General features: G+C 48.3%; 24 protein-coding genes. 8 read left to right on the top strand and 16 right to left on the bottom strand.

Features of this window, described 5'->3' with window-relative positions; translation table 11 throughout:
- Positions 1-56 precede the first annotated feature (56 nt).
- From H9L42_RS06290 to H9L42_RS06280, 3 genes are read right to left on the bottom strand one after another with little or no spacing between them, the layout of a single operon-like run.
- Complete coding sequence (locus H9L42_RS06290) at positions 57-974, bottom strand: SufD family Fe-S cluster assembly protein (RefSeq protein WP_187302538.1); 918 nt, start codon at positions 972-974, stop codon at positions 57-59.
- Positions 967-1698: an ABC transporter ATP-binding protein gene (locus H9L42_RS06285; RefSeq protein WP_187302537.1), complete on the bottom strand. Its 732-nt coding sequence runs from the start codon at positions 1696-1698 to the stop codon at positions 967-969. The genes H9L42_RS06290 and H9L42_RS06285 overlap by 8 nt, the downstream gene beginning before the upstream one ends.
- Before the next feature lie 12 nt (positions 1699-1710).
- The gene (locus H9L42_RS06280) at positions 1711-2415 is read right to left on the bottom strand and encodes a pseudouridine synthase (protein WP_187302536.1); all 705 of its coding nucleotides are present in this window, start codon (positions 2413-2415) and stop codon (positions 1711-1713) included.
- A gap of 187 nt (positions 2416-2602) precedes the next feature.
- Here H9L42_RS06280 and H9L42_RS06275 point away from each other — a divergent pair, with 187 nt between their 5' ends.
- Both H9L42_RS06275 and H9L42_RS06270 read left to right on the top strand, forming a co-directional pair.
- Positions 2603-3391, top strand: coding sequence for a threonine/serine exporter family protein (locus H9L42_RS06275; protein ID WP_187302535.1), 789 nt, complete (start codon positions 2603-2605; stop codon positions 3389-3391).
- On the top strand, positions 3388-3849 hold the full coding sequence (locus tag H9L42_RS06270) for a threonine/serine exporter family protein (protein ID WP_187302534.1): 462 nt from the start codon (positions 3388-3390) through the stop codon (positions 3847-3849). Before H9L42_RS06275 ends, H9L42_RS06270 begins: the two co-directional genes overlap by 4 nt.
- 9 nt (positions 3850-3858) lie before the next feature.
- On the opposite strand, the gene H9L42_RS06265 is transcribed toward H9L42_RS06270, so the two are convergent.
- The 5 genes from H9L42_RS06265 to H9L42_RS06245 all read right to left on the bottom strand — a co-directional run bounded on the left by H9L42_RS06265 (position 3859) and on the right by H9L42_RS06245 (position 8380).
- On the bottom strand, positions 3859-5262 hold the full coding sequence (locus H9L42_RS06265; RefSeq protein ID WP_187302533.1) for an ASKHA domain-containing protein: 1404 nt from the start codon (positions 5260-5262) through the stop codon (positions 3859-3861).
- Between the two features lie 82 nt (positions 5263-5344).
- A complete protein-coding gene (locus tag H9L42_RS06260; RefSeq protein ID WP_187302532.1) occupies positions 5345-6361 on the bottom strand; it encodes a uroporphyrinogen decarboxylase family protein in 1017 nt (338 codons plus the stop codon).
- Positions 6362-6375: 14 nt separating this feature from the next.
- Positions 6376-6540, bottom strand: a complete 165-nt coding sequence (locus tag H9L42_RS06255) for a hypothetical protein (protein WP_187302531.1) — start codon at positions 6538-6540, stop codon at positions 6376-6378.
- Positions 6541-6555: 15 nt separating this feature from the next.
- The gene (locus H9L42_RS06250) at positions 6556-7725 is read right to left on the bottom strand and encodes a uroporphyrinogen decarboxylase family protein (RefSeq protein ID WP_187302530.1); all 1170 of its coding nucleotides are present in this window, start codon (positions 7723-7725) and stop codon (positions 6556-6558) included.
- 10 nt (positions 7726-7735) lie between these two features.
- Positions 7736-8380 (bottom strand): cobalamin B12-binding domain-containing protein, encoded by a 645-nt coding sequence (locus H9L42_RS06245; RefSeq protein ID WP_187302529.1) that lies wholly within the window; start codon positions 8378-8380, stop codon positions 7736-7738.
- Positions 8381-8595: 215 nt separating this feature from the next.
- On the opposite strand from H9L42_RS06245, the gene H9L42_RS06240 reads away from it, so the two are divergent.
- From H9L42_RS06240 to H9L42_RS06225, 4 genes are read left to right on the top strand one after another with little or no spacing between them, the layout of a single operon-like run.
- Positions 8596-9297 carry a GntR family transcriptional regulator gene (locus H9L42_RS06240; protein ID WP_187302528.1) on the top strand — a complete coding sequence of 234 codons (702 nt, stop codon included), beginning with the start codon at positions 8596-8598 and terminating at the stop codon, positions 9295-9297.
- 17 nt (positions 9298-9314) lie between these two features.
- Positions 9315-9950, top strand: a complete 636-nt coding sequence (locus tag H9L42_RS06235) for a cobalamin B12-binding domain-containing protein (RefSeq protein WP_187302527.1) — start codon at positions 9315-9317, stop codon at positions 9948-9950.
- A 23-nt stretch (positions 9951-9973) separates the two neighbouring features.
- Positions 9974-10663 (top strand): DUF1638 domain-containing protein, encoded by a 690-nt coding sequence (locus H9L42_RS06230; protein WP_187302526.1) that lies wholly within the window; start codon positions 9974-9976, stop codon positions 10661-10663.
- A gap of 19 nt (positions 10664-10682) precedes the next feature.
- A complete protein-coding gene (locus H9L42_RS06225) occupies positions 10683-11840 on the top strand; it encodes a uroporphyrinogen decarboxylase family protein (RefSeq protein WP_187302525.1) in 1158 nt (385 codons plus the stop codon).
- Positions 11841-12187: 347 nt separating this feature from the next.
- Here H9L42_RS06225 and H9L42_RS06220 read toward each other — a convergent pair whose 3' ends face one another.
- Together H9L42_RS06220 and H9L42_RS06215 are read right to left on the bottom strand one after the other, a co-directional pair.
- The gene (locus H9L42_RS06220; RefSeq protein WP_187302524.1) at positions 12188-13042 is read right to left on the bottom strand and encodes an Mrp/NBP35 family ATP-binding protein; all 855 of its coding nucleotides are present in this window, start codon (positions 13040-13042) and stop codon (positions 12188-12190) included.
- A gap of 111 nt (positions 13043-13153) precedes the next feature.
- A complete protein-coding gene (locus H9L42_RS06215) occupies positions 13154-14299 on the bottom strand; it encodes an aldo/keto reductase (protein WP_187302523.1) in 1146 nt (381 codons plus the stop codon).
- Between the two features lie 105 nt (positions 14300-14404).
- Here H9L42_RS06215 and H9L42_RS06210 point away from each other — a divergent pair, with 105 nt between their 5' ends.
- Positions 14405-14815 (top strand): MerR family transcriptional regulator, encoded by a 411-nt coding sequence (locus H9L42_RS06210; RefSeq protein ID WP_187302522.1) that lies wholly within the window; start codon positions 14405-14407, stop codon positions 14813-14815.
- 14 nt (positions 14816-14829) lie between these two features.
- Here H9L42_RS06210 and H9L42_RS06205 read toward each other — a convergent pair whose 3' ends face one another.
- Positions 14830-16119 carry an FAD-dependent oxidoreductase gene (locus H9L42_RS06205; protein WP_187302521.1) on the bottom strand — a complete coding sequence of 430 codons (1290 nt, stop codon included), beginning with the start codon at positions 16117-16119 and terminating at the stop codon, positions 14830-14832.
- 48 nt (positions 16120-16167) lie between these two features.
- A complete protein-coding gene (locus tag H9L42_RS06200; RefSeq protein WP_187302520.1) occupies positions 16168-17034 on the bottom strand; it encodes a LysR family transcriptional regulator in 867 nt (288 codons plus the stop codon).
- Positions 17035-17163: 129 nt separating this feature from the next.
- Between H9L42_RS06200 and H9L42_RS06195 the strand changes: the two genes are divergently transcribed.
- Positions 17164-18015: an aldo/keto reductase gene (locus tag H9L42_RS06195; protein ID WP_187302519.1), complete on the top strand. Its 852-nt coding sequence runs from the start codon at positions 17164-17166 to the stop codon at positions 18013-18015.
- Positions 18016-18164: 149 nt separating this feature from the next.
- Here H9L42_RS06195 and H9L42_RS06190 read toward each other — a convergent pair whose 3' ends face one another.
- From H9L42_RS06190 to H9L42_RS06175, 4 genes are all read right to left on the bottom strand, one after another.
- A complete protein-coding gene (locus tag H9L42_RS06190) occupies positions 18165-19097 on the bottom strand; it encodes a TDT family transporter (protein ID WP_187302518.1) in 933 nt (310 codons plus the stop codon).
- A 64-nt stretch (positions 19098-19161) separates the two neighbouring features.
- On the bottom strand, positions 19162-20157 hold the full coding sequence (locus H9L42_RS06185; RefSeq protein WP_187302517.1) for a lipoate--protein ligase: 996 nt from the start codon (positions 20155-20157) through the stop codon (positions 19162-19164).
- A 72-nt stretch (positions 20158-20229) separates the two neighbouring features.
- Positions 20230-21846, bottom strand: coding sequence for a DUF975 family protein (locus tag H9L42_RS06180; RefSeq protein WP_187302516.1), 1617 nt, complete (start codon positions 21844-21846; stop codon positions 20230-20232).
- A 255-nt stretch (positions 21847-22101) separates the two neighbouring features.
- The gene (locus tag H9L42_RS06175) at positions 22102-22365 is read right to left on the bottom strand and encodes a hypothetical protein (protein WP_187302515.1); all 264 of its coding nucleotides are present in this window, start codon (positions 22363-22365) and stop codon (positions 22102-22104) included.
- Positions 22366-22375 lie beyond the last annotated feature (10 nt).

The raw sequence follows: 22375 nt of genomic DNA, 5'->3' as shown, positions 1-22375 counted from the left end.
AAAGGGGGGGCCTCCTCGATTTTAAGGAGTACGCCCAATTTTGCTTATCGATCTTATCATTTCAAGAAGCCGGATATAATGCGTTCTTCCGCCTCTTCTTCAGTCAGACCCAAAGTGCGTAGTTTGAGAATCTGCTCACCCGCGATTTTTCCGATCGCCGCTTCGTGAATCAGCTCCGCGTCCACATGGGAGGCTTCCAGCGCCGGCGCCGCGGAAACGGTGCCTTCATCGGCTAAAATAGCGTCGCATTCGGAGTGTCCGGTACAGCGGTTCTCCCCCCGGATACAGGAATTAAAAATCTGATGGGAATGTCCCCTCGCTACGGACCTGGATACCAGATCCGCGCCGGAATCCTCCCCTGCCAGCGTTACATCAAAATCGGTCTGCGCGGTTTCGTAGCCGTCTGTCATAATCCTCTCCCGCACAACCAGCTTTGCCCGGGCGGCCAGAGTTCCCGTCGTCTTCCGCACCGTGCTGTCCACGCCCCGAATCTGAACCGTATCCATTTCCAGGCTGGCGTCTTCCGCCAGGTTCACTTCCGTTACCGGATCAATTCGCTTTGCTCCCGTACCGGCTCCCGTTCCCACATGTTTTTCCGTATACAGCACATGGGCGCCCTTCTCCAGGAAGAAGCGATGAATTCCGTTGTGGCGCGCCTCTTCCTCATCGTCAGAGTGAACGCCGCAGCCCGCAATGATCGTTACATCCGCGCCTTCTCCCACGAAAAAATCGTTATAGACCAGATCGTCAATATTTCCTCTGGTTACGCAGGCCGGAATAAATACTTTTTCTCCTTTGGTTCCCGGTTTAATATGGATCTCAAGCCCCGGCTTGTCCTTTTTCGATTCAATCTTTATATTATCCGTAGACTGGCGCCCCGCGCACAGTCCGTCCTCTCTGATATTGAACGCTCCCTTAAAATCTCCATCATATTCGGAAACAATTCGGAGCAATGTTTCGGTTATCTTATTCACGGCAGATATCCTCCTTTCCCTGCGGACACCGCACGGTCCGCTCTTCCGAAAGCAGGGTCGGGAGAACCTCGTCTCTCGGTCCCGCGGCTCTGACCTTTCCGTCGGCAATTACAATAATTTCATCGGCAATGGACAAAATCCTCTCCTGATGGGAAATCACAAGGAGCGTGCCTTTCTTCTCCCTCTGCAGTTCCTGGAAAGTTTCCACCAGACGGGTAAAACTCCATAGATCGATGCCCGCCTCCGGCTCATCGAAGATAGAAAGCTTGGCATTCCGCGCCAGAACCGTCGCGATTTCAATCCGCTTGCTTTCCCCGCCAGACAGGGCCGCGCTCATTTCCCGATCAATATATTCGTCCGCGCACAAGCCCACATTTCCAAGAAGCTGGCAGATTCCATCATGATCCAGCGCTCCGCCGGAAGACAGTTCCAGAAGATCCCGTACCGTCAGACCCTTGAATTTTACCGGCTGCTGAAACGCGTAAGCAATTCCTTTTTTCGCCCGCTCGGTTACATTGGCGTCGGTGATATCCTCTCCGTCCAGTAGAATCCTTCCGGACGCCGGCTTTACAATTCCAGCGATCAGCTTTGCCAGGGTCGTCTTCCCTCCTCCGTTAGGACCGGTTACAACCACCATTTTCTGGTTTCCTACTGTAATATCAATATCCCGAATAATTTCCTCTCCATCCGGAAGATCCCAGGCAATATGTTCTAATTTTAGCATATCCTTCCTCCTTTACAAGTTTTTTAAATACTCAATTTCGTTCCTTGTCAGCTTTCGGTAATGGCCTTCTTTGAGCCTGCCCAGGCGCAGATCTCCAATGGCTGTTCTCTGCAGCTCCTGAACCGGATTGCCGACTGCGGCGAACATTTTTCTTACCTGCCTGTTTTTTCCCTCATGTATGGTTATGTCCACGACCGCGGAGCGCTCCGCCTGCCGGATAATTTTCACCTGAGCCGGTGAAGTTACAAACCCGCCGATATCCACGCCCTTTCGCAGCCGGAACAGTTTTTCCTTTGACAGCACGCCGGACACCAGCGCCCGATAGGTTTTCGTTACCTGATGCCTCGGATGGGTCAGCCGATAGGTCAGATCCCCGTCGTTTGTGAGAATCAGCATTCCTGACGTATTGTAGTCCAGCCTTCCCACCGGAAACAGCCGCGCGTCCACATCCGCCACCAGTTCGGTTACAACCGGTCTTCCCTTTTCATCCTGCATGGAAGTAATATATCCTTTCGGCTTATTCAGCAGGACATATTCCATCTTTTCCTGTCCGCTGATCCGCTGTCCGTTTACTTCTACAACATCCCCAGGTTTCACATTATACCCGGGTTCACGCATTGTCAAACCATTTATTTTAACATTTCCATTTATCGTAAGCTCGTCCGCTTTCCGCCTGCTGGCGATCCCGGCGTGAGCGATGTATTTGTTCAGCCGCATGGTTTCTTCCCTCCCGAAATTTATCCCGATCGATTTTACCACATTTGCGCGCAAATGAAAAGGTTATGATTCATTGTATTTTCAGCAAGTTTTAAGTGTTTCTTTATTTACTCCCCTGCCGAAAATTTGTTATAATGGGGCAGGATTTGCTTATAGAAAATAAAATGTTGGAGAAAGGTGTTTCAGTATGATTAATCCTCTTCATAAAAAGGTATTGATCCTGGCGGTCAGAGCCGGGGAAATTATGATGAAAAGCGGCGCGGAGATCTACCGCGTAGAAGATACGATCGAACGCATCTGCAAGGCCTGTAAAATTCCCTATGTGGAAGTGTTCGCCATGCAGACCGGTATTTTTGTGTCACTGGATTCCGGCGACGACAACAGTGATATGTACACCTATATCAAACGCATCCGCGGAGGCGGGGACACGGATCTTACAAAGATTTCCGAGATCAACCGCTTTTCCAGAGAATTTACAACTACGGATCTTTCGGTGGACGCCGGCATGAAACGGCTGAAGGAAATCGATCATATCAAACGGCTTCCCGTTACCGTACGCCTTCTCGGAGCGGCGCTGGTCGCTTCCTTTTTCTCCCTGATCTTTGGCGGAAATATGCTCGACTTTCTCTGCGCCTTTCTGTTCGGCGGGATCAGTTATCTTGTATCTCTGCTGCTGAACCGTTATGAGATCAATTACTTTATTCGGGGATTCTGCTGCTGCGCGGTGGCGACCTTCCTCGCCCGGACCGCGACAGCGTTTATTCCCGATACCAATTATAACGCGATTATCATCGGGGCGGTCATGATCTTTGTCCCCGGTGTCGCCATTACCAACTCTATTCGGGATTTTCTCTCCGGCGACATGCTCTCCGGAGTGGCCAGAGCGGTAGAAGCCTTTATCATCGCCATTTCTCTCGCCGCGGGCGCGGGTATGATTCTCAAACTCTGGAATACGCTGGGAGGTGCGATTTTATGACTTCCCTTCTGCTGGCGTTTGTATTCGCCCTGTTTGCGACTCTGGGATTCTGCATCATCTTTCATGTGCCCGCCAGACATATCCCCATCGCTTCCGCAATCGGCGGTCTGGGCTGGACCTTTTATCAGATGTGCCTGTTTTTTGAAGCCTCCACGGTAATTGCCTGTTTTTTCGCGGCATGCTTTGTAGGGCTGCTCAGCGATCTGGCGGCAAGATTTTTTAAGGACGCGGCTACGGTCTTTATTATTCCCGGAATTCTCTGCCTGGTTCCCGGATCAGGGATGTACAACACCATGGCGGAGTTGGTAAACGGAAATCTGGATGCCGCCGCCTCCACCTGCAGCCAGACGGTAGCTATGGCGGGCGCTATCGCCCTTGGACTTCTGGCTGTAGGCGCGGTAACGAAAATCATCGTTTCCATTGCCCGCCGGGCGGTAGATATCGCGAATAAACTATGATCACGATTGTCAACTTTCCAGGCGGAAAGCCATCTCCCGCATATAGATTTTCTGAAAATCTTCGCGGGCAGCCAGTTCCACATGTTCAAAAAAATCGGGAACGGCACAGAGCCTTTCCATTTCGTTTTTGCTTGCCATTGCCATCACAGCCCCTGCTCCCGCGGTATTGCCGACTGAAATGATTCTTCCCTCGTCAAGCTCCGGCAAAAGCCCAATCGTGATCGCGCTGCGAACATTGATATGATTCCCAAAAGCTCCCGCAATCATTATTTTTTCAATCTTAGTTCCCATTTTTTCAGCCATAATTTTAATACCCGCGCTGATTGCACCTTTCGCAAGCTGAACTTCTCTCAAATCTTTCTGCGTGACTCTGACACAGCCGTCTGGAACCTCAGACAGTACAAAATATCTTCCATCTTTACCTTCTCGGATCCTTGCGGCAATCTTTGTTCTTCCCGTTCTTGTTTGATAATCCTCCGCTTTGCATATCCGTCCGGAACGGTTTACAATCCCAAGCCTCACCATCTGCGCAACCGCGTCAATCAGTCCGGAACCGCATATCCCGACCGCATCTGTGTTTCCCACAACCTGGCACTGGATATCTCCATCTTCCAGCGTTACTTTTTCAATTGCGCCGACTGCCGCTCTCATCCCCTGTTCAATTGAAGCACCTTCAAAAGCAGGTCCTGCCGCGGTCGAGCAGGCAAACATTTTTTTGCCATTGCTGCACGCGATTTCTCCATTGGTGCCGATATCAATGAAAATCGTACTTTCGCCCGCGTCGTATAATCGGACGGCTAATATTCCCGCGGTTATGTCTCCGCCGACATGCCCCGCAATGTTTGGGATCACTGTAATTTTCGCCTGTTCATTGATATCAAGTTCCATTTGTTTCGGAGTAAAATTCAGTATGCCTTCATACTCCGGCAGATATGGAGCTCTCGCCAAAGTCTCCGGATTGTGTCCGGAGACAATATGAGACATGGTTGTATTCCCACACATTACAACTCGCATCACCTGATTTACAGGTAAACCGCATCCCGCACATAAACGCTTTATCATACCATTAAGAGTCTTCACAATTTCATCTCTCAACAACCGCAAATTACCGACCGCAGCCTTTGCAAAAGCAATCCTTGAGATCACATCCGATCCATACGCATTTTGTGGATTCGTTCCTGCCAGCGTGGCTATCTGTCGCGCCTGGCACAAATCCCATAGCACACCGACAACCGTTGTTGTGCCTATGTCAAATGCCACACCGTACCCCTTCTCGCCTGTATCCGGAACGAAATCCCTTGGAAAATATATCATCTTTGTTTTGGCCGCGTTAGCCGTTGTAAGACTGCTTTCATTCCGGCAACGTCCGCATTTGCTGCAGATCCCCGTGCATCTGTATGTGTTCATAGTCATTTCTGTCCGCCCCTGTTCTTAAGAATAATAAAGGAATGCAGTATGCATTCTGTCAGACTGCATACTGCATTAGTATATCTTACTATTTCTGTTTATAAAAGTCTTCTACCGCGTGATAGAATGCCTCAACATTTTCCATTGGAGTGGCCGGCGGTATATCACATCCGGATGACGGTGCGTAGTTTGGGTATTTCCCGCATTTTTCCATCATAGCCTTTGTTTCTGCCGCAACCAGTTCCGGTGTTCCAAGACAGAATACATTTGACGGATCAAGATTTCCCATTGCCAGAATACGTTCCGGAAGAATCCTCAAGGCCTCCTCCATATCAATGGCATTTCCCAAATGTACGGCTTTGATTCCTGTCAGCTCAGGAATGTCCTTAAGCTGAGGAATCGTATCTCCGCAATTATGGTAAATAAATAGAAAGTTATCATCCTCACATGCCGCCCGGATTTTCTCAACATATGGAAGCGAAAAAGCCCTGTTGAATTTCGGATTAATTAATCCTGCCGCAGGCTCAGCCATTACAACACCATTTGCGCCGGCCGCTTTCATAGCCAATACATACTTAATTAGGAATTCTGTGTTCTTTTCAAGCAGCTTATGCAGCATATCTGGCTTTTTTCTGCATGCAATCATGGTCTTTGACATGTCCATAAGCCTTCCCGCAAGTGTAAACGGTCCGATAATTCCCGCCAACACAGGTCTATCCGTTATCTTTTCACAAGCCAGCCTGATGCCCTCAACACATTCACCTGTTCTGCCTTCTCCTACTTCAGGAACCCTGAGCGCGTCTACATCCTCTTCCGTTTCGATTATGGAATCAATTACAGCCGGCGGTTCTGTGTTATTGAAAAAAATTTTGCTGCCGAAGGCTTCCGCTTCAACAGAAAGATCCATCAGGCTTACCGTCGCCGCTGCCTGAGGAAACGCTTTTGCGACAGCTTCCATACAATCGGCCTGCAGTCTTCCGCTGTGAACAAGAGCATCCAGTTCCGCGTCTATCAAAGTCTTGCCAGGAAAAGAAAGTATCGGCATTGCCTTTTTTTCCGCTGCATTCCTGTATTCTTCCAACCATTTGCTCATCTGGCGTTTCATTTCTTGCGCCCCCTTTAGAATGATGACATAAGTATGACAGCAGCAAAAAGGTCGTCGACTTCTTTTTCATACTGTTCTTTTACTATGTCTGGCGCATTAGCGTACTCCGGATATTTTTCGATATATTTTTCCCAGGTCAGAAATAATTCCGATTCGATCGGTGGTGTTTTAATTATCATTGCATCCTCCTGACATTAATACTTACCGTATTCTTTTACGGCCTCAAATACTGCCTTTAAAGTGTCCATATTGGCATCGTTTGGCGCGATGAGCACTTTATCCAAAGCGAAAATATAACCGCCTCCCGGAGCCAGATCATCAACCAACTGCTTTGCGTAGTTAATCGCTTCTTCCTTGCTGCTGTTATTAATGACATCCGTCGGCATACCGCCCATAATGCAAATCGTATCGCCAATAGCTTTTTTCGCTTTTTTAAAGTCGCCGCTTTCGATAAGTCCAACAACTTTGCGCTTCGGAAGCTGGTTGATAAAGTCATAGTATGGCTCCCAGTTGCCTTCCATAAACAAATGCGGTGTAATATCATTTTCCACCATTGTATCAATCATCTTCTTAAACGTCGGCCAATAGAACTTTTCAAAGTCTTTGGGCCGCAGATAGGTAGGGATATGGAGCGGTATGAATATGGTAGGGAAGATACCTGCTTCTACTCCGTGGATCGCTCGTTTGATCATTAATGGGTAGAGCGCTTCGCAAGCCGCGATGACTTCTTCTTTTCTTCTCTTAATGTCCATACTAATGCCTTTGAACCCTCTAAAATAATCCATCAGACAATCCATGGGCATTTCTGTGCTTCCCTTGAAAAGAAGAGGCATTCCATATTCTTCCGCTAAGATACCACCCAGCTTCGCAACCGCCTCAGCCATATAAGTCTGATACGTCATTGCGCATTGCGCCAGTACCATCGCCTTATGTTCCGGCGTTGTGTCAAGTTCTCTGTATCTTCTAGGCAACTGCTTTTCAAGGATAAATTTATATGGATCCGCGATCAGTTCGGGATACTCTTCAGCCCTCATAACTCCGCCAGGCGCCTCAGTATGCTGTACAGAATTGTATGATTTCCCCTCTTTATCAAAGAAAAAGAATTCATTTGACGCGCCTGCGGTATACAGATTCCCGCATCTTACCCCAAGAGGAGGAGGGAGAACATCAACTCCCAATTCTCTGGCCATAGCGATATTCGCTTCTCTGAGCTTAGAATAATCGTACGCCTGATCAACAACATTTTGTCCGATTGTATGACCTGCCCATGTTTCGATCATCGCGGAAACAGGGACTCTGTCTCCGGGAGTATGTTTGATCGCATTGGCAACACGCTCACATCTTTCATTATATAATTTCCGCATATCTGTCATCTTACATCACCCACTCTTTGCATTGTTTAACCCCTGTAGACGCGTTCGTACTGTACGCGTCTGCACCAACTCTGAGCATAACAGCTTCTGTTACAGGATTTCCACCAATCATTACTTTCACATTATCTCGGATGCCTGCCTCCTTAAGGGCGTTGATAACATCTCCCATAGTATCAAGCGATAATGTCAGGAGTCCGCTAATACCCACAATGTCAGCGTTTACTTCTTTCACTTTTTCTACAAATTTCTCCGGCGCGACATCAACTCCCAGATCAAACACTTCGAACCCTGCCGCTTCAGCCATTTTCATAAAGATGTTCTTTCCGATATCATGCAGATCCCCGGGGGCGGAACCTAATACGATTTTTCCAATTTTGTCGCCTCCGTCTGTCGCCAGGTAAGGAGCCAGCAAGTCGAACCCGTTTGTCAGAATATCTGCCGCGAAAATCAGATCCCCGACAAAGTACTCTTCCTCTTCAAAATAGTTGCCAACGATCTCCATGCCTTTCGCGCACGCTTTCACTGCTTCGTTCGCAGTATCTTCTGTTGGATCCGCTTTGATCAGCGCATTCAGTTCTTCCATAAACTGCTCTTCGTCCAGTTCTCCTAATGCGTTAGCGATAAGTTCAAACTTATTTTCCATCATCCATCATCCTTTCTGAATATGCTCCACGTCCTTTTGTATATACTTGTATATACAAGTTATCTTGTTGTTACTATACACGGTTCCGATCCGTCTGTCAACATCCGAATCGATAATTCTAAGAAAACTTTTCTTTTTCCCGCAAAGTAATTGCCAAGCAAAGCGGTTTAATGTTATCATGCTGTATATACAACTTACACAGAAAGGACTCCTCTTTCATGGCACAAGCAAAATATCTGCAGGTCAAAGAAGATATTCTGAAAAAAATACAAATTGGAAAATTGTGCCCCATGGACATGCTCCCATCGGAAAACGCTCTGTGCCAGGAGTACTCCATGAGCCGTATGAGTATCCGCAAAGCGCTCAACATCCTGCTGAGCGAAGGATATATTTCTTCCGTTCCCGGAAAAGGCTATTTTGTAAACCGCCCTACTATAGATCAATATATTCTGCGCTGCGACAGCAATCAGTTTACCGAAGTGACGATAGATCAGATCCGGCTGAAAACTTCTACCATTGTCCGCCCGGATGATGATATCCGGCTCCGTCTAAAGCTTCATGAAAAAGAAAAAGCCATTGTACTGGAGCATCTTTACTACGCAAACCAGAAAATCGCGGCCTGGTCGCAGAAATATCTGCCCTATCGTAAAGGGAGTCCTCTCATCGAAGAAGTCATTGGATACGCGACCCACCCCGACAAGGCGTATGAAAAACGTTATCCCTTTGCCCTTGAAAAAAGTATTGAATTGAGTACAATGCTGACAGATGAAACTCTGATGCAGATCTTTCAACTCAGCGCGCCCGATTCTGTCCTTGTGATTTCCCAGAGTTTTCACGACCGTGAGCAGGTTCCGATTCTTTGGGGGAAAATGTTTATACTGTCCGAATACAGCAAATTAACGGCTGAATCATTATTATAAAGCAGGAGATTCGTGTTATGAAAAAAGATTTAATCCAGGCAGTTTATGAACTCGATGAAGATCTAGTTCTCGAACTGGTTCAGGAAAAAATCGCTATCGGTGAAAACAGTCTTTCGATTGTCAATCAGATACAGCAAGGTATCTCTCTTATCAGCGATGCATATGACAGCGGCGAATATTTTATCGCCGACCTGATCATGGCAGGTATTATTTTTGAAAGCGTCATTGGTATTCTGGATTTTTCGGATCCATGTGATGTTTCTCTGCCGGAAAAATTGCAAGTAAAGGTCATTGCCGCAACCGTAAAAGGGGACATCCATGACATTGGAAAAAACCTTTCCAAAACCTATTTCCTGTCACGGGGGGTAGAGATAGAAGATCTCGGCGTGGACATCCCGCCGCAGGAGATTGTGAAGCAGGTCGCTCAGTATAATAAGGTTCTGCTGTTTCTATCCGGCCTGGTATCCGAGTCTTACGATTCCATGAAAGAAACCATCAATCTGCTGGAAACATCCGGGCTTCGGGACCGGGTTCATGTGGTAATCTGCGGCGCTGTAGATAAAGATGTCTGCCGTTTTACAAGAGCGGATAATTGGGTAAATGATCTCGTTTCCGGTTACGATATCTTTAAAAAAATTTTAACTGGAAATTAACGAAAAAGCAGGAGGGTACGAAGATGTCTACTATAATTTATGCCTGCGAAATGATTCGCGACGAAGTTGTTCTCGCCTTAAAAAACACCGGTTGTAATACCCCGGTTATCTGGGTTGACAACCAGCTGCATACATATCCGGAAAAACTCCGCGCCTATCTTCAGAGCGCTATCGATCAAACTGATAATGTTGATACGATCGTTTTTGCCTTTGGATTATGCGGAAACGCGTTTATTCATATTACAACCGGCAATGCGCGCGCCGTCATCCCCGCCTTCAACGATTGTACGGAAATGATTTTGTGCAACCAGGACAAACCGACACACAACTGTGGCTGTTACTATCTGACACGCGGGTGGCTCTCTAGTGAAAAGAGCATAAAAAATGAGATCGAATTTTATACCAGGCGATACAATGAAAAAAACGCGTACCGCATTATGAAGCGTATGTTTGCGAACTATCAGCAGCTGATGCTCATTGATACCGGAGCCTATCCTGTAGATGAGTACCTTCCGGAAGCGGAAGAAATCGCTGATGCGCTTGGCTTGGATCTGACGGTGTCAAAAGGCACTGTTGCGGCGCTGGAGCGCCTGTTTGAAGGGATCGGTTCCGGGCGCTGGGGGACCGAATTCCATGTGATCCCACCACATACAGAGATCACGTACGATCATCTGGGCCATGGCGAAACCATCAACAGTCTTGAAGCTAGATAGCAGAGGAGGCATGGCGAATATGGGACAAACTTATCCGATGGAGCAGGCTTATCAAGAAAAGCGAATTACTGCCGCAATCGAACACAGACCGATTTACCCGGTTTCCTGTGCGCCGCTGATCGAGTGCTACGCGGCGCGTTACGCCAATGTCTCCACTTTTGATTTTTTGAACAATCGGGATTTGTATCAGCGAATTTTCAAGATGCTCCGGGCGGATTACCGCGTCTTCAACATCCGGCGTTCTCTCTATTTCCTGCATCACGCGCCATACCAAAATATCATCGGGCTCATGAAAATGAAAATTCCTGCTGCCATGTATGACAAAGGGGGCAAATTTTCGGAGTTTCAGTTTATTGAAGATGAATATATGCAGCAAAAGGATTATGCAATTATTTTGCAACACAGTTATCGGCAATATCTGCTTGAATTTTATAAAAGAACCTACGCCGCCTCGGAGGAGGATGTCCTCAAAGCAGAGCGGCAGATGTTGAATATGCACAAAAAAGAAGTTGCTTCCGCGCAGGAATGTGGCCAGACTTTCCTGTACGGGGCGCATTTGTATTTTCCCGCTTCCCACTTTTCAAACCTCAGGAAATTTTCTAATTTTATTCACGATTTGTATTCCGACCCGGACCAAATGGCCGAATGTGTGATGATCGGAACCAGAGAGTTGACAGAGGGTTGTCTGAAAACCGCGGAAGAAACGGGGATCCCACGAATTATGATCGGTCCGCCCAGGCTTTCCGGAGAATTTTTTTCGAACAAAATTTTCGAGAAGGTGTTCTGGCCTTCCCTTTCCTGGTCCGCAAAAAAAATCATCGCAAAGGGAGTCACGCCAGTATTTCACCTTGATGGAAACTGGATACGAAACCTTGAATACTTCAAAGAACTTCCTCCTAAGAAAGTGATTATCGAATTGGACAGCTATACGGACATTTTTCATGCAAAAAAAATTCTGGGCGGTCACACCTGCCTGTGCGGAGATGTGCCTGCCAAGCTTTTCACCTTCGGCAATACCGAGGACATGGAACGCTACTGTTTTAAACTGATCGATACCATCGGCGCAGATGGCGGTTTTATTCTGGGTTCCGGATGCACGCTGCCTGTAACAGCCAGACATGAAAATGTCAGCGCGTTTATGAATTCTATCCCAAAATACTATTTTCAGCTGGCATAAAAAAGCCAGGAATTCATACCTCAATCCGTAAAAAGAAGAAAAAATATATTGCGAATCCAGGCACTAAACCGAAAACTTGCAACCAAAGAGAAATGGCGCGCATAGAAAAATGCCTACACTTCAAAGTGAAATGCAGGCACCCTCTGCGCTTTATTTTAAATATTAACCTGTCTACTTAACAATGGACATACCACCGTTCCGCTGTACCGCTTTTTTATAATTCTGCTATTTTCTTTTATTTTTGCGCCTCGTCTGAAGGCTGACCAGGACAAGTACAACAGCGATTATTCCCGCCATTGCCCAGGGGACCCAGTAATTTCCCTGTAAATTCATATTTCTTCTCCTCTTTATTTCATGTTTTCCAGTTTATGAGCCAGTTCCTCCAGCCATTCTCCCTCAAACAGCTCGATCATGCCTTTGTCGCAGGCCGCCGCCAGTTTCGGATCGATTGGAATTCTTCCCAGAATATCCAGTCCGTGTTTTGCCGCTACTTCTTCGATATGGCTGTCGCCGAAAATCTGATAGTCCTTTCCGTTGTCCGGGCAGGTAAAGTAGGACATGTTTTCCACAAGACCTACAATCGGAATGTTCATCAGTTCCGCCATTTTTACCGCTTTCGTAACGATCATGGACACCAGCTCCTGCGGTGAGGTCACGATAACAATACCATCCACCGGGATGGACTGAAAGACGGTAAGCGGCACATCTCCGGTTCCCGGAGGCATGTCGATAAACATATAGTCGATATCTCCCCACAGCACGTCCGTCCAGAACTGCTTGACGGTTCCCGCGATGACCGGGCCTCTCCACACAACCGGATCCGTGTCGTTTTCCAGAATGGAATTAACGGACATGGTCTCGATTCCGGTTTTGGTCTTTACCGGGAAAATTCCCAGCTCATTGGCGACCGCTTTTTCCTCCAGCTTGAACGTCTTTGGAATGGACGGGCCTGTAATATCCGCGTCCAGAATCGCTGTTTTATAGCCGGCTCTCTGCATGGTTACCGCGAGCAATGAAGTAACCAGGGATTTTCCTACGCCGCCTTTTCCGCTGACAACGCCGATAATTTTTTTGATATCATTATATTCGTTCGTCGGTTCGATCAAGCTGTCAGGCTGCTGTCCTCCGCACGCATGTTCACATCCGCTGCAGCATTCTTCCGTGCAGCTGGTATCGCCGCATTCTCTTTTGTTTTCTTCCATCTTCTCAAATTCCTCTTTTCTGTTTTTGACATATGTTGTTTATATTATATCGTCCGCAGGCCCGGCGGTCAACCGGGCAGAGAGGAAAAGTCCCTATTTGTATGCGGATTTTTATTCTGCCTGATGTGCTTCCTTCTTCATATCAAAGGCGTTGGCGACGTTTTCCAACTCTTTTCGAATCTCGATATGCTGCGGACAGGCCTGTTCGCATTTTCCGCACCGGATACAGTCTATGGCGCGTTTTTTTCCGTGTCCGCCCACCAGCCAGTTTTCCTGATGCAGCGCCCTCGCGTGATTTTGATAAAGGGTCAGGTAATTCAGCGCTGTAAAGGATCCGGAGATCCCGATATTTTCCGGGCAGACCTTGGAACAGTAATTGCAAGTGGTACATGGAATCAGCGGGATGCGGCTCATCTCTTCCTGGGCAGCTTTCAGAACCTCTTTCTCCCCATCCGAAAGTCCTTTAAATTCCTTCATAAAGGAGAGATTGTCTTCCATCTGCTGCAGATTACTCATACCGGAAAGTACGGTTATGATTCCGTCCAGATCCGCCGCGAACCGAATCGCCCAGGAAGCGCAGGAGGCGTCCGGATCTGCTTTCTTAAAAATTTCCTGCACCGAGTCCGGCGGAGTGGCCAGCATTCCGCCCTTGACCGGTTCCATAATAATGACCGGCTTTCCGTGCTTTCTCGCCACTTCGTAGCAGGCTCCGGACTGGACTGCCGGGTTGTCCCAGTCCGCATAGTTGATCTGCAGCTGCACAAACTCCATTTCCGGATGCTGATTCAGAATTTCATCCAGCTCTTCCGCCGTGGAATGGAAGGAAAATCCCGCGTGTTTAATAAGGCCTTCCTTCTTCTTTTCCTGAATCCAGCTCCACATATCAAAATCATCAAAAAACTGTGTCCGGCTTTCTCCCAGATTGTGAAGCAGATAATAGTCAAAATACCCCGCTCCTGTCTGCTTCAGCGAAGTCTCAAACTGGTTCACCGCTTCTTCCCGGGTTTTACACTTAATCCAGGCTGCATTTTTGGTCGCCAGCTGGTACGCTTCTCTCGGATACCGTTCTACCAGCGCCTGCCGGATGGCGTCCTCGCTGCCCTCATAAGCCCATGCTGTATCAAAATAGGTAAACCCCGCTTCCAGAAAACGGTCCACCATTTCTTTCACCTGTTCCACATCAATCTTTTCGTCTTTCTGCGGCAGACGCATCAGACCGAATCCCAGTTTTCTTATTTCTTCTCCTAAATATGCCATTGTTCTCCTCCCTTTACTCTTTTCTTGACAGGATTTCCTGCCTGTACTATGATTAGTTTAACACCTTCGAGCAACTCGAAGTCAATCTTTTGTGAGGAGTTTTTTATGTATACAGTCAAGGAAGTTTCCCGCCTGCTCGGACTTTCGGAACATACGATTCGGTTTTATTCGGACAAAGGACTGGTTCCCTCTCTTAGGCGGGATAAAAATAACAACCGTATTTTCGATGAAGAAGCAATAAATTGGCTGACCGGAGTCAAGTATCTGCGTGACTGCGGGATGCCTCTCCACGCGATCCGGCACTATATTGAACTTTGCCTGGAAGGCGATGAGACGATCCCGCAGCGCTATCAGATCATTTTAGAACAGAAGGAAGCGGCTCAGGCGCAGCTGGCGGAAGCCCAAAAGCGGCTTTCCTATCTGGAAAAGAAAGCCGCCCTCTACGAGGAAACGATGGAGAAACACATTCCTGATCCCATGAACCCCGCAACGTGGCCTTCCAAATCCGTGGTCTGATTTTCAGCGGCCCGTCAGAGCATACGCTCGCTGTAAATATCCTCCAGCCCGTACCGTCTGACGCGCTCCCGGATTGCTGCCGGATCGGTGGAATAGAGGCCTTTTTCTTTCATTCGCTTGAAATATTCGGCCCCCGCGAATGTGTATCTGGTCATGAGTCCGTCTTCGTGCCGCAGGTTTTCGTTGGCAAAGGAAATCAGATCACCGATCGCAAGGCCGGTGGGAAGTTCCAGAAGTTTCATGCCTTTTAAGTAGCGCACCGCGTTATGTCCCGCCAGACTGCCGGTGGAAATGGCTTCTGTGTGGCCGACGAACAGTCCGGATTTTTCTCCGCCGCAGAAGATATTCTCTATGCCCGATGCCTTCATGGTATTTTCCCGTTCCGCCACGGACAGATAGCGGATGGAGTTTCCTTTTCCGCCCGCGTAGGGGTCCACATACCGGGCGTTTTCAAATCCCGGCACGCGTCTCAGGCTCTCCAGAGGAAAGAACGGGGTCATAATTTTCGCATAGCCTGTGTCCAGCAGAATAATATTTTCCGCGTACTCATTGAGCGCGTACTGCTGACAGACTTTCAGATCCAGTTTTTCTTTTACAATCTCTTCTTTTGGCACCGGAATTACGGCTACGCCGGTTTCCTCCAGTTTTTTTCGGATTTCATCCGACAGGGAGCTTTTTTCCAGTTTTCCGGAACCGCTGAACGCTCCGAACGCTCCGTCCTTGCGCTTTCCCATAATGTCGCTTTTTCCGGATTTCTGGGTGATGCTGACCCGCGGGCCGAAGGCCGGGCAGCGCAGAATGCACATGCAGCAGCCGTTTCCGTAAGTAAGACAGTTTCCCATTGGGCCGGTTGAGCCTGTCGTTTCAATAAAGACATCGCCTTCTACCTTCTCGCCGTCAGCCAGAAGGATCCGATCCACAACAATCGGCTCCTCCCGGCGCTTTTCCACGTCAATAGCTCTGCTCATGAGGCGAATCTCCACGCCCATGTCTTTGAGCAGGCTTCTCACCTGCGGTTCCACCTTCACCACATCATAAAGGCTGGCGTGCCTGTGTCCCGGGAAATTCACATTCGTATGCCTCGCGCAGCGATCCGTAATGTCAAAAAGTTCGCGCGCTCCCAGAGCGATATTTTCTTCCGCCGCTGTAAATCTGCCGTTATTGCGCATAATGCCGCCTACGTTGCCGAGACCCAGCAGAAGGTCGGTTTTCTCAAGAAGAGTCACTTCCGCTCCGGCTTTTCGCGCGGATACCGCGGCGGCGCAGCCGGACCAGCCTCCTCCGATGATTACTACTTTATACAAAAAAATTACCCCCAATCGTTTTAATATATGATCGATTGGGAGTTTTGGTTATCGGTCAGAATGTTTTTCAAATCTGCGCAGTTCCTGGTACAGCGGCTCAAACCTCTTTTTATCTTTCTTCGCGCATACGCAGTAATACGTCACATTGGCCTCTTCATCCAGAATCGGAATTGCCTTCCGCCCTTCGGGAAGTTCCCCTCCCGCCGCTGCCTCTGTTACAAAGGAGGGAAACGCCCCGGCTCCGGCGACTTCTCCAAAGGCGTCAAATTCGTTCATCATAAGGAAATGCGCGTTGGGGAGCTTCTGGCGGCATAACTCGTACCAGAAGCCTATCTTGGTATACAGCAGCAGGTTCTGCCCGTCAATTTCCTGAAGATACAGCTGTTCTTTCGCGGAAAGGGGATGGTTTTCCGGCAGCTGCAGCATCAGATGTTCCTCTCGGTAAGCTTCAAAATACAGCTCTTCTCCCTCCGGCTTTTCATGGAGGACAAGGATCTGATACTGATTCTTCTCCAATCCCGCGAGAAGCTCCTCATCGCTGTTTCGAATTTCGGAGGCTATGGTCATGCCGCTGTAAACTCGCGAAAGAATCGGCACCAGATCCGCCACGGGAACCGGAGCGCAGGCTCCCAGGGTAATGGTTCTGCGGCTCTGATCCAGCAGACGCACCCGCTCGATCATCTCCCTCTCCTGTTCTAAAATTTTAGCCGCGCAGTCGGCCGTCAGCTTTCCGTTCTCATTCAGGGCGATCCGGTTTTTCGTACGTTCAAACAGTGGGACACCCATGAGTTCTTCCAGCTTCTGCATGGAATGGCTGAGGGCGGGCTGGGAAACATGCAGCTTTTCCGACGCCGCGGAAAGGGTTCCGCACTGGGAAAAAGCCAGCAGCTGTTCTAATAAGTACATCTCGATCATAGATGACCTCCTGATTTCACTATTCATTTCAATTATAGCACGTTTTTCAATCCGTATTGTGCTTTTTTATCGGCAGGCGGTAAAATAAGGGCAGAAAACAGGAATAATAAACTTAGGGAGGTATTGAAAATGGAATATGTAACACTGAATAATGGAATAAAAATGCCGCAGGAAGGATTCGGAGTTTTTCAGGTTCCGGATCCCAGGCAATGTGAAGAAGCGGTGCTGGACGCGATAAACAGCGGTTACCGTCTCATCGATACAGCCGCTGCCTACATGAACGAAGCCGCTGTCGGGCAGGCGATTGCCAAATGCGGCATTCCCCGGGAGGAACTGTTCATTACTACCAAACTGTGGGTGCAGGACGCCAGCTATGAAGGCGCGAAGCAGGCAATCGAGACTTCTTTGAAAAATCTGGGACTGGATTATCTGGATCTGTATCTGATTCATCAGCCTATGAAGGATTATATCGGCGCTTACCGCGCTATGGAAGAAGCCTATAAAGACGGAAAGCTGAAAGCCATCGGTGTCTGCAATTTCTATCCCAACCGCTTGGCGGATCTGTGTGAAACTGTAGAGGTTATCCCGGCAGTCAATCAGGTAGAGCTTCATCCTTTCTTCCAGCAGGAAAACGCTCTGGCTCTGATGAAGGAATACGGCGTGCAGCCGCAGGCCTGGGGTCCTTTCGCGGAAGGAAACCACGGAATCTTCACCCACCCGGTTCTGACGAAAATCGGGGAAAAGTACGGAAAAAGCGCCGCTCAGGTGGCTCTCCGCTGGAATACGCAGCGCGGCGTTGTCGTTATTCCGAAATCGGTCCATAAAAACCGCATGGAGCAGAACATCGACATCTGGGATTTCTCCCTCAGCGATGAGGATATGCGGGAAATCGCCAAGCTGGATCTGGGACACAGCGAAATCGTAGACCACAGCGATCCGGGCTTTGTAAAAATGCTGCACGGCATGAAAATCCACGACTAAAAGGCGCCCCGCGCTGCCGCAAATTCCGGCAGGCAGGAATACAGGCCGTATCTCCTGCCTGCTGTTTCTTTGTCATCAGCAGTATGGATGCTCCGGCGGCCTGCGCACTGCACGAACACATGGATTTGGAAAAGATTCCTTCTGTGCTTTCATTCTTTCGTACTGCCGACCCGCAGAAAAAAAAGAAGATAACGGGTGCACACATAAGCTAACAGGAGCACCGCAATTCCGGTCTGTGCCATCGCGATGATGCTGACCACTTCTTCTAACCCACCTTGTCCTGCCAGATAGCCTGCAGTCGCTTTGGATGCTGCCGCGCTGATAACAAATGGAAAGGAAAAGGCGGCGTAGCTTGGAAAAAACGGAAGTTTCAGGCATCGCAGAAGATACAGAAACGCAATCAGATACGAAAGAAGCCCCGCCAGATACAGGACTGCCACCATTCCGCAGGAAGATGCGGCTTCCAGTGACAAATAGCCTGTCAGACAAATATTGGGCGGCGCGGCGTAAATGCAAAACAGCGGCTGGAGGGGCTGCGGCACTTTTGGATACCGGATATAGCGCAGCGTTACCGGTATCAGGAGAAGAAAAAAGCTGAACAGGCTGAACCAAAACGTCGCTGCGCCGATCCTGCTCTGTTCGAATGGCACTGATGAAATCGCCGCAGCCACAAGTCCGACGTATACAATAAAGTAACTGGGCACCATGCTTTCGAGTTTAAAGTTCAGAATAAACCGTTTTGTAAAAAATACCATGATGACAAGCTGCAGAATAATCGCTGCCAGCCAGATGCACATAGCCGCCGAAAACGCAAGTGGCGCGATATAAGTGCTCAGAATCATCAGCGCCATGGGAAAGGTTGCCGATATTCCCGCCAGCGCCGGATTTTTCAGTTCTTCCTTCAGCACATTGGCAAAGCAGATTCCTTTCAGCAGCATGAAGAACAGCAGCACCGCCGCCAATGCCCCACAGAGACCTTTTAATTCTCCGATTCCGTAAGTTTGCAGCAAATTGCCTGAAGACGCCAGTCCCAGAGCCAATCCGCAGACAGGCAGCGGAAATTGTTTGATAAACTGTTTCATAACGTGTTCCCTTTCCTGATCATTTACAACAATTCTCTCAGCTTTTTCCACGCTCCATCGCATTCTACACGATCACATCCGCCAGTTCTTCCGCCGTCACATCTCCCAGATAGCTTCCAAGCTCCGCGTTCTGCAAAACAGCCAGAATTCCTTCCCTGTCATAGGAAACGCCCGCGAACATGGCTTCCAGTTCTTCAATGTCTTTGCTGGCAAAAAAGTCCCCTGTGATTTTCACTTCCTGAATCCGATGCTCTGAAATAGCAAAATGGAATTCCACCTGTCCACATCGGAAAAAATCCCCTCTGACAATGTCCGCCCTGGGAGAACGTCCAAAATTCCACCCATCGGTGGCGAACTTTTCTTTCTGCAGCAGCTCGATTTCCCGTTTCTGGTCTTCGGTCAGTTCCACGGTTTTTAAGTCGTATTCCCGGCCAAACCAGTCCAGCAGCAGCTTCTTAAATTCAAGAACGGTCATATCCTTTCCGCCGTTCTGCTCGAAAAAAAGCGGCTTTAGATTGGTGACCCGGCTGCGCACCGACTTGGTGGCCTTTGATTTGAATTTTCCGGCTTTTACGTTCAGAGCGTCCGCTACATCCTCCATATGTACATCAAACATCAGGGTCCCATGGTGCAGCAGCTTGTGTCCGCTGAACTGTTGGGCGTTTCCGGAAAATTTTCTGCCGCCTGCCAGAATATCGTTACGTCCGGTCTGTTCGGCGTCAATTCCATAAGATCGGAGCGCCTTTACGATAGGCGTGGTAAAGGTTTTAAAATCCACTTTCATCTCCACATCGGGAATGATAAACGAATAATTCAGGTTTCCCAGGTCATGGTAAACCGCGCCCCCACCGGTATTTCGCCGCACGACTTTAATGCCTTTTTCCCGAATATAATCATAGTTGATTTCCTCTAAAGTGTTCTGAAACTTTCCCACAATCACAGAAGGACCGTTCTGCCAGAGCAGCAATATTGGTTCGTCATACTTGGTTTTTGCAAATACATATTCTTCAAAGGCCAGATTATAGGTAGGATCATGACTGTTATTTTCGATATAAATCATAACATAATATCTCCTTTTTATTTTTTGAACACGCGGCAAATGGTCCTCTCATTCTCACATATAGGTCTTTGTCTACTGCAGCTCCAAAGGCTTCCCGCCCTCCGGCAGTTTTTTTTCCACATGATGCTCATAGTCGGTAATTCCCTTTCCGCTATTGGGCGACATGATAGAGTAAACGGTATCGGCAATAAATATGACAATCAGGGCCACACAGAGCACGGTCATAATCCTTTTGGGAATCCTCTTGAAAATTTCATCAAAGAGCGGAGCCAGCAGGTAAATCATCGCGCATCCGCCCAGTCCGAATACAATCACGCCTTCCGCGCAAATCCTGCCCTGGAGATTAAGGAAATAGCCGGTGTAATTCCACCAGTACATGTGCTGCGTCTCCCACAGGAACCAGGCTACCATATATTCCACAAAACCGCAGACCCCTACTGCCGCCAGGAATAAAAGCAGCGGCTTGTCCGCCAGGCGTTTCAGCAGTACCAGCACCAGAACGCCTCCCGCTCCGTAAATCGGCAGCCACGGGCCGTGAAAAAAACCGCGATTTACAAACTCACCGTCGCCGAACAGATGCAGAGATACTTCCCAGAGCCATCCGACAAAGGAGAATGAGAAAAACATTAAAATGATAGATGATACCGAATAGGTTCTGTGATAATCCAGCTTCAGCCATCTCTTCGTCTGCTCCCTGTACAGCGGATAGGTTTCAACCGGATACTCAGAAGATACCGCCTGCGTGGGTTCCACATACAAGGATGGATCATTGAGAAACGATGCCAACGGCATTTTTTGTTCAATCGCTTCTTTTCTCAGCCTGTAGTACAACTCTCCATATATCATATCTACATAAGGGTTGATAAACAGCCATCTCAGCAGTCCCAAAGTCAGAACGTTCAGCAGACGCCATCCGATCAATGACAGATCCAGTAAAAACGTTCTGAATTTGTTTCCATTCATCATCTGCCGGGAAAGCAGGAATGCGGATTTATGATCAATATCCGGATTTTCCGCCAGAATATACGGGATCATTTTATAGGAGTAATTTTTTATAAAGCCGCCGATAATCGTCAGATCCCAAAGGAACTGGAACACCGATTTTTTGAACATAACGAAAGAAACCCGCCGCCATCTGCGGACACGCCACGGAAACATCAGCCTCCCGAAGCGGCTGTCCGGATAACAGCGGTTTTCCATAATAAAACGACACTGCCCTACCAGCAGAACATTTACGATTAGAACATAAAAAAACGCCATCAGCACCACGCCTGCCAGAATAATCATTCCCTGTCCAAAGCGGTCTTTAAACGCCATGTTATTGATACTGTTCAGAATCCCGTAAAAAACGGATCGATCCTCTGTCACCCGGTTATACACCTTGGCCAACACTCCCTTTTTGGGCGTATAGCGATTTCCAAAAAAGGTAAGTACCTTTGCCTCTCCATCCTCAACAACAACGCTTCCCGTGCTGAATACCCAGTCATTGATTACATCGGAGTTGGTGGTCGCGTAGAGCCGTCCGCCCATGGTATCGCCCGCGAAATGAACCACCGCGCGATCTAAATGGGAATCAACCTTCATGCCGCCCACGATAAAGGCAATCAGTAAGCTGATTCCCAAAATACGCCAGTAATTCTTCTTCATTGTCCGGAAAGCATTCTTTTTTACATCTTTTCTCTGCCACATTGTCTGCTGTCTCCTTTATTAAATACACTTGCAATTTAGATGCGTCTTCCTCAACGCCTTTCATATTCAAAGTTGGATATCCGCCTGATCATTATAGCATATCTATTGGTTTATGAGTGGATTCTTTTAAAACTTTTGTTCTAAACTGTTTTCCGGAAAGCATCATCCCAGAGGTGCCCATTACGCTGTAACTCCGTGTTCATATAAAAATCTCCCCGCCGACACAGCCATCCTGTCATTGGGGAGATTTTTGTATCATCTTTTTTTCTTCTTATGATTGTGGTTCGGTTTCGGTCTGCTATTTTTCATTGCCGCCTGTTTTTCCGCTTCCCTCTGAGCCGCCTTTTTCTTGCCCTTCGCCCGCAGGAGATTCCAGCCCACATAGATGAAGGCCATGGAAATGCTCAGCACCGCCATATTCGAGGCGGTATCGGCAATCCCCAGAATCCTGGCCATGAAAAGACCGCCGATCAGGAAGATCCAGAAATAGATAAATTTCGCAATGATGCCATCGCCCATAACAAACTCC

It is taken from the genome of Zhenpiania hominis, assembly GCF_014333425.1.
Classification (GTDB): domain Bacteria; phylum Bacillota; class Clostridia; order Peptostreptococcales; family Anaerovoracaceae; genus Hominibacterium; species Hominibacterium hominis.
This window is presented reverse-complemented; position numbering and strand designations above follow the sequence as displayed.

Excerpts from the sequence above, each read along its gene's own strand:
- H9L42_RS06230 (WP_187302526.1), top strand. The coding sequence starts at position 9,974 with ATGTCTACTATAATTTATGCCTGCGAAATGATTCGCGACGAAGTTGTT.
- H9L42_RS06210 (WP_187302522.1), top strand. The coding sequence starts at position 14,405 with ATGTATACAGTCAAGGAAGTTTCCCGCCTGCTCGGACTTTCGGAACAT.
- H9L42_RS06195 (WP_187302519.1), top strand. The coding sequence starts at position 17,164 with ATGGAATATGTAACACTGAATAATGGAATAAAAATGCCGCAGGAAGGA.
- H9L42_RS06255 (WP_187302531.1), bottom strand. The coding sequence starts at position 6,540 with ATGATAATTAAAACACCACCGATCGAATCGGAATTATTTCTGACCTGG.
- H9L42_RS06190 (WP_187302518.1), bottom strand. The coding sequence starts at position 19,097 with ATGAAACAGTTTATCAAACAATTTCCGCTGCCTGTCTGCGGATTGGCT.
- H9L42_RS06200 (WP_187302520.1), bottom strand. The coding sequence starts at position 17,034 with ATGATCGAGATGTACTTATTAGAACAGCTGCTGGCTTTTTCCCAGTGC.
- H9L42_RS06275 (WP_187302535.1), top strand. The coding sequence starts at position 2,603 with ATGATTAATCCTCTTCATAAAAAGGTATTGATCCTGGCGGTCAGAGCC.
- H9L42_RS06270 (WP_187302534.1), top strand. The coding sequence starts at position 3,388 with ATGACTTCCCTTCTGCTGGCGTTTGTATTCGCCCTGTTTGCGACTCTG.
- H9L42_RS06285 (WP_187302537.1), bottom strand. The coding sequence starts at position 1,698 with ATGCTAAAATTAGAACATATTGCCTGGGATCTTCCGGATGGAGAGGAA.
- H9L42_RS06280 (WP_187302536.1), bottom strand. The coding sequence starts at position 2,415 with ATGCGGCTGAACAAATACATCGCTCACGCCGGGATCGCCAGCAGGCGG.
- H9L42_RS06235 (WP_187302527.1), top strand. The coding sequence starts at position 9,315 with ATGAAAAAAGATTTAATCCAGGCAGTTTATGAACTCGATGAAGATCTA.
- H9L42_RS06265 (WP_187302533.1), bottom strand. The coding sequence starts at position 5,262 with ATGACTATGAACACATACAGATGCACGGGGATCTGCAGCAAATGCGGA.
- H9L42_RS06260 (WP_187302532.1), bottom strand. The coding sequence starts at position 6,361 with ATGAAACGCCAGATGAGCAAATGGTTGGAAGAATACAGGAATGCAGCG.
- H9L42_RS06245 (WP_187302529.1), bottom strand. The coding sequence starts at position 8,380 with ATGATGGAAAATAAGTTTGAACTTATCGCTAACGCATTAGGAGAACTG.
- H9L42_RS06180 (WP_187302516.1), bottom strand. The coding sequence starts at position 21,846 with ATGTGGCAGAGAAAAGATGTAAAAAAGAATGCTTTCCGGACAATGAAG.
- H9L42_RS06225 (WP_187302525.1), top strand. The coding sequence starts at position 10,683 with ATGGGACAAACTTATCCGATGGAGCAGGCTTATCAAGAAAAGCGAATT.
- H9L42_RS06250 (WP_187302530.1), bottom strand. The coding sequence starts at position 7,725 with ATGCGGAAATTATATAATGAAAGATGTGAGCGTGTTGCCAATGCGATC.
- H9L42_RS06175 (WP_187302515.1), bottom strand. The coding sequence starts at position 22,365 with ATGGGCGATGGCATCATTGCGAAATTTATCTATTTCTGGATCTTCCTG.
- H9L42_RS06185 (WP_187302517.1), bottom strand. The coding sequence starts at position 20,157 with ATGATTTATATCGAAAATAACAGTCATGATCCTACCTATAATCTGGCC.
- H9L42_RS06215 (WP_187302523.1), bottom strand. The coding sequence starts at position 14,299 with ATGGCATATTTAGGAGAAGAAATAAGAAAACTGGGATTCGGTCTGATG.
- H9L42_RS06240 (WP_187302528.1), top strand. The coding sequence starts at position 8,596 with ATGGCACAAGCAAAATATCTGCAGGTCAAAGAAGATATTCTGAAAAAA.
- H9L42_RS06220 (WP_187302524.1), bottom strand. The coding sequence starts at position 13,042 with ATGGAAGAAAACAAAAGAGAATGCGGCGATACCAGCTGCACGGAAGAA.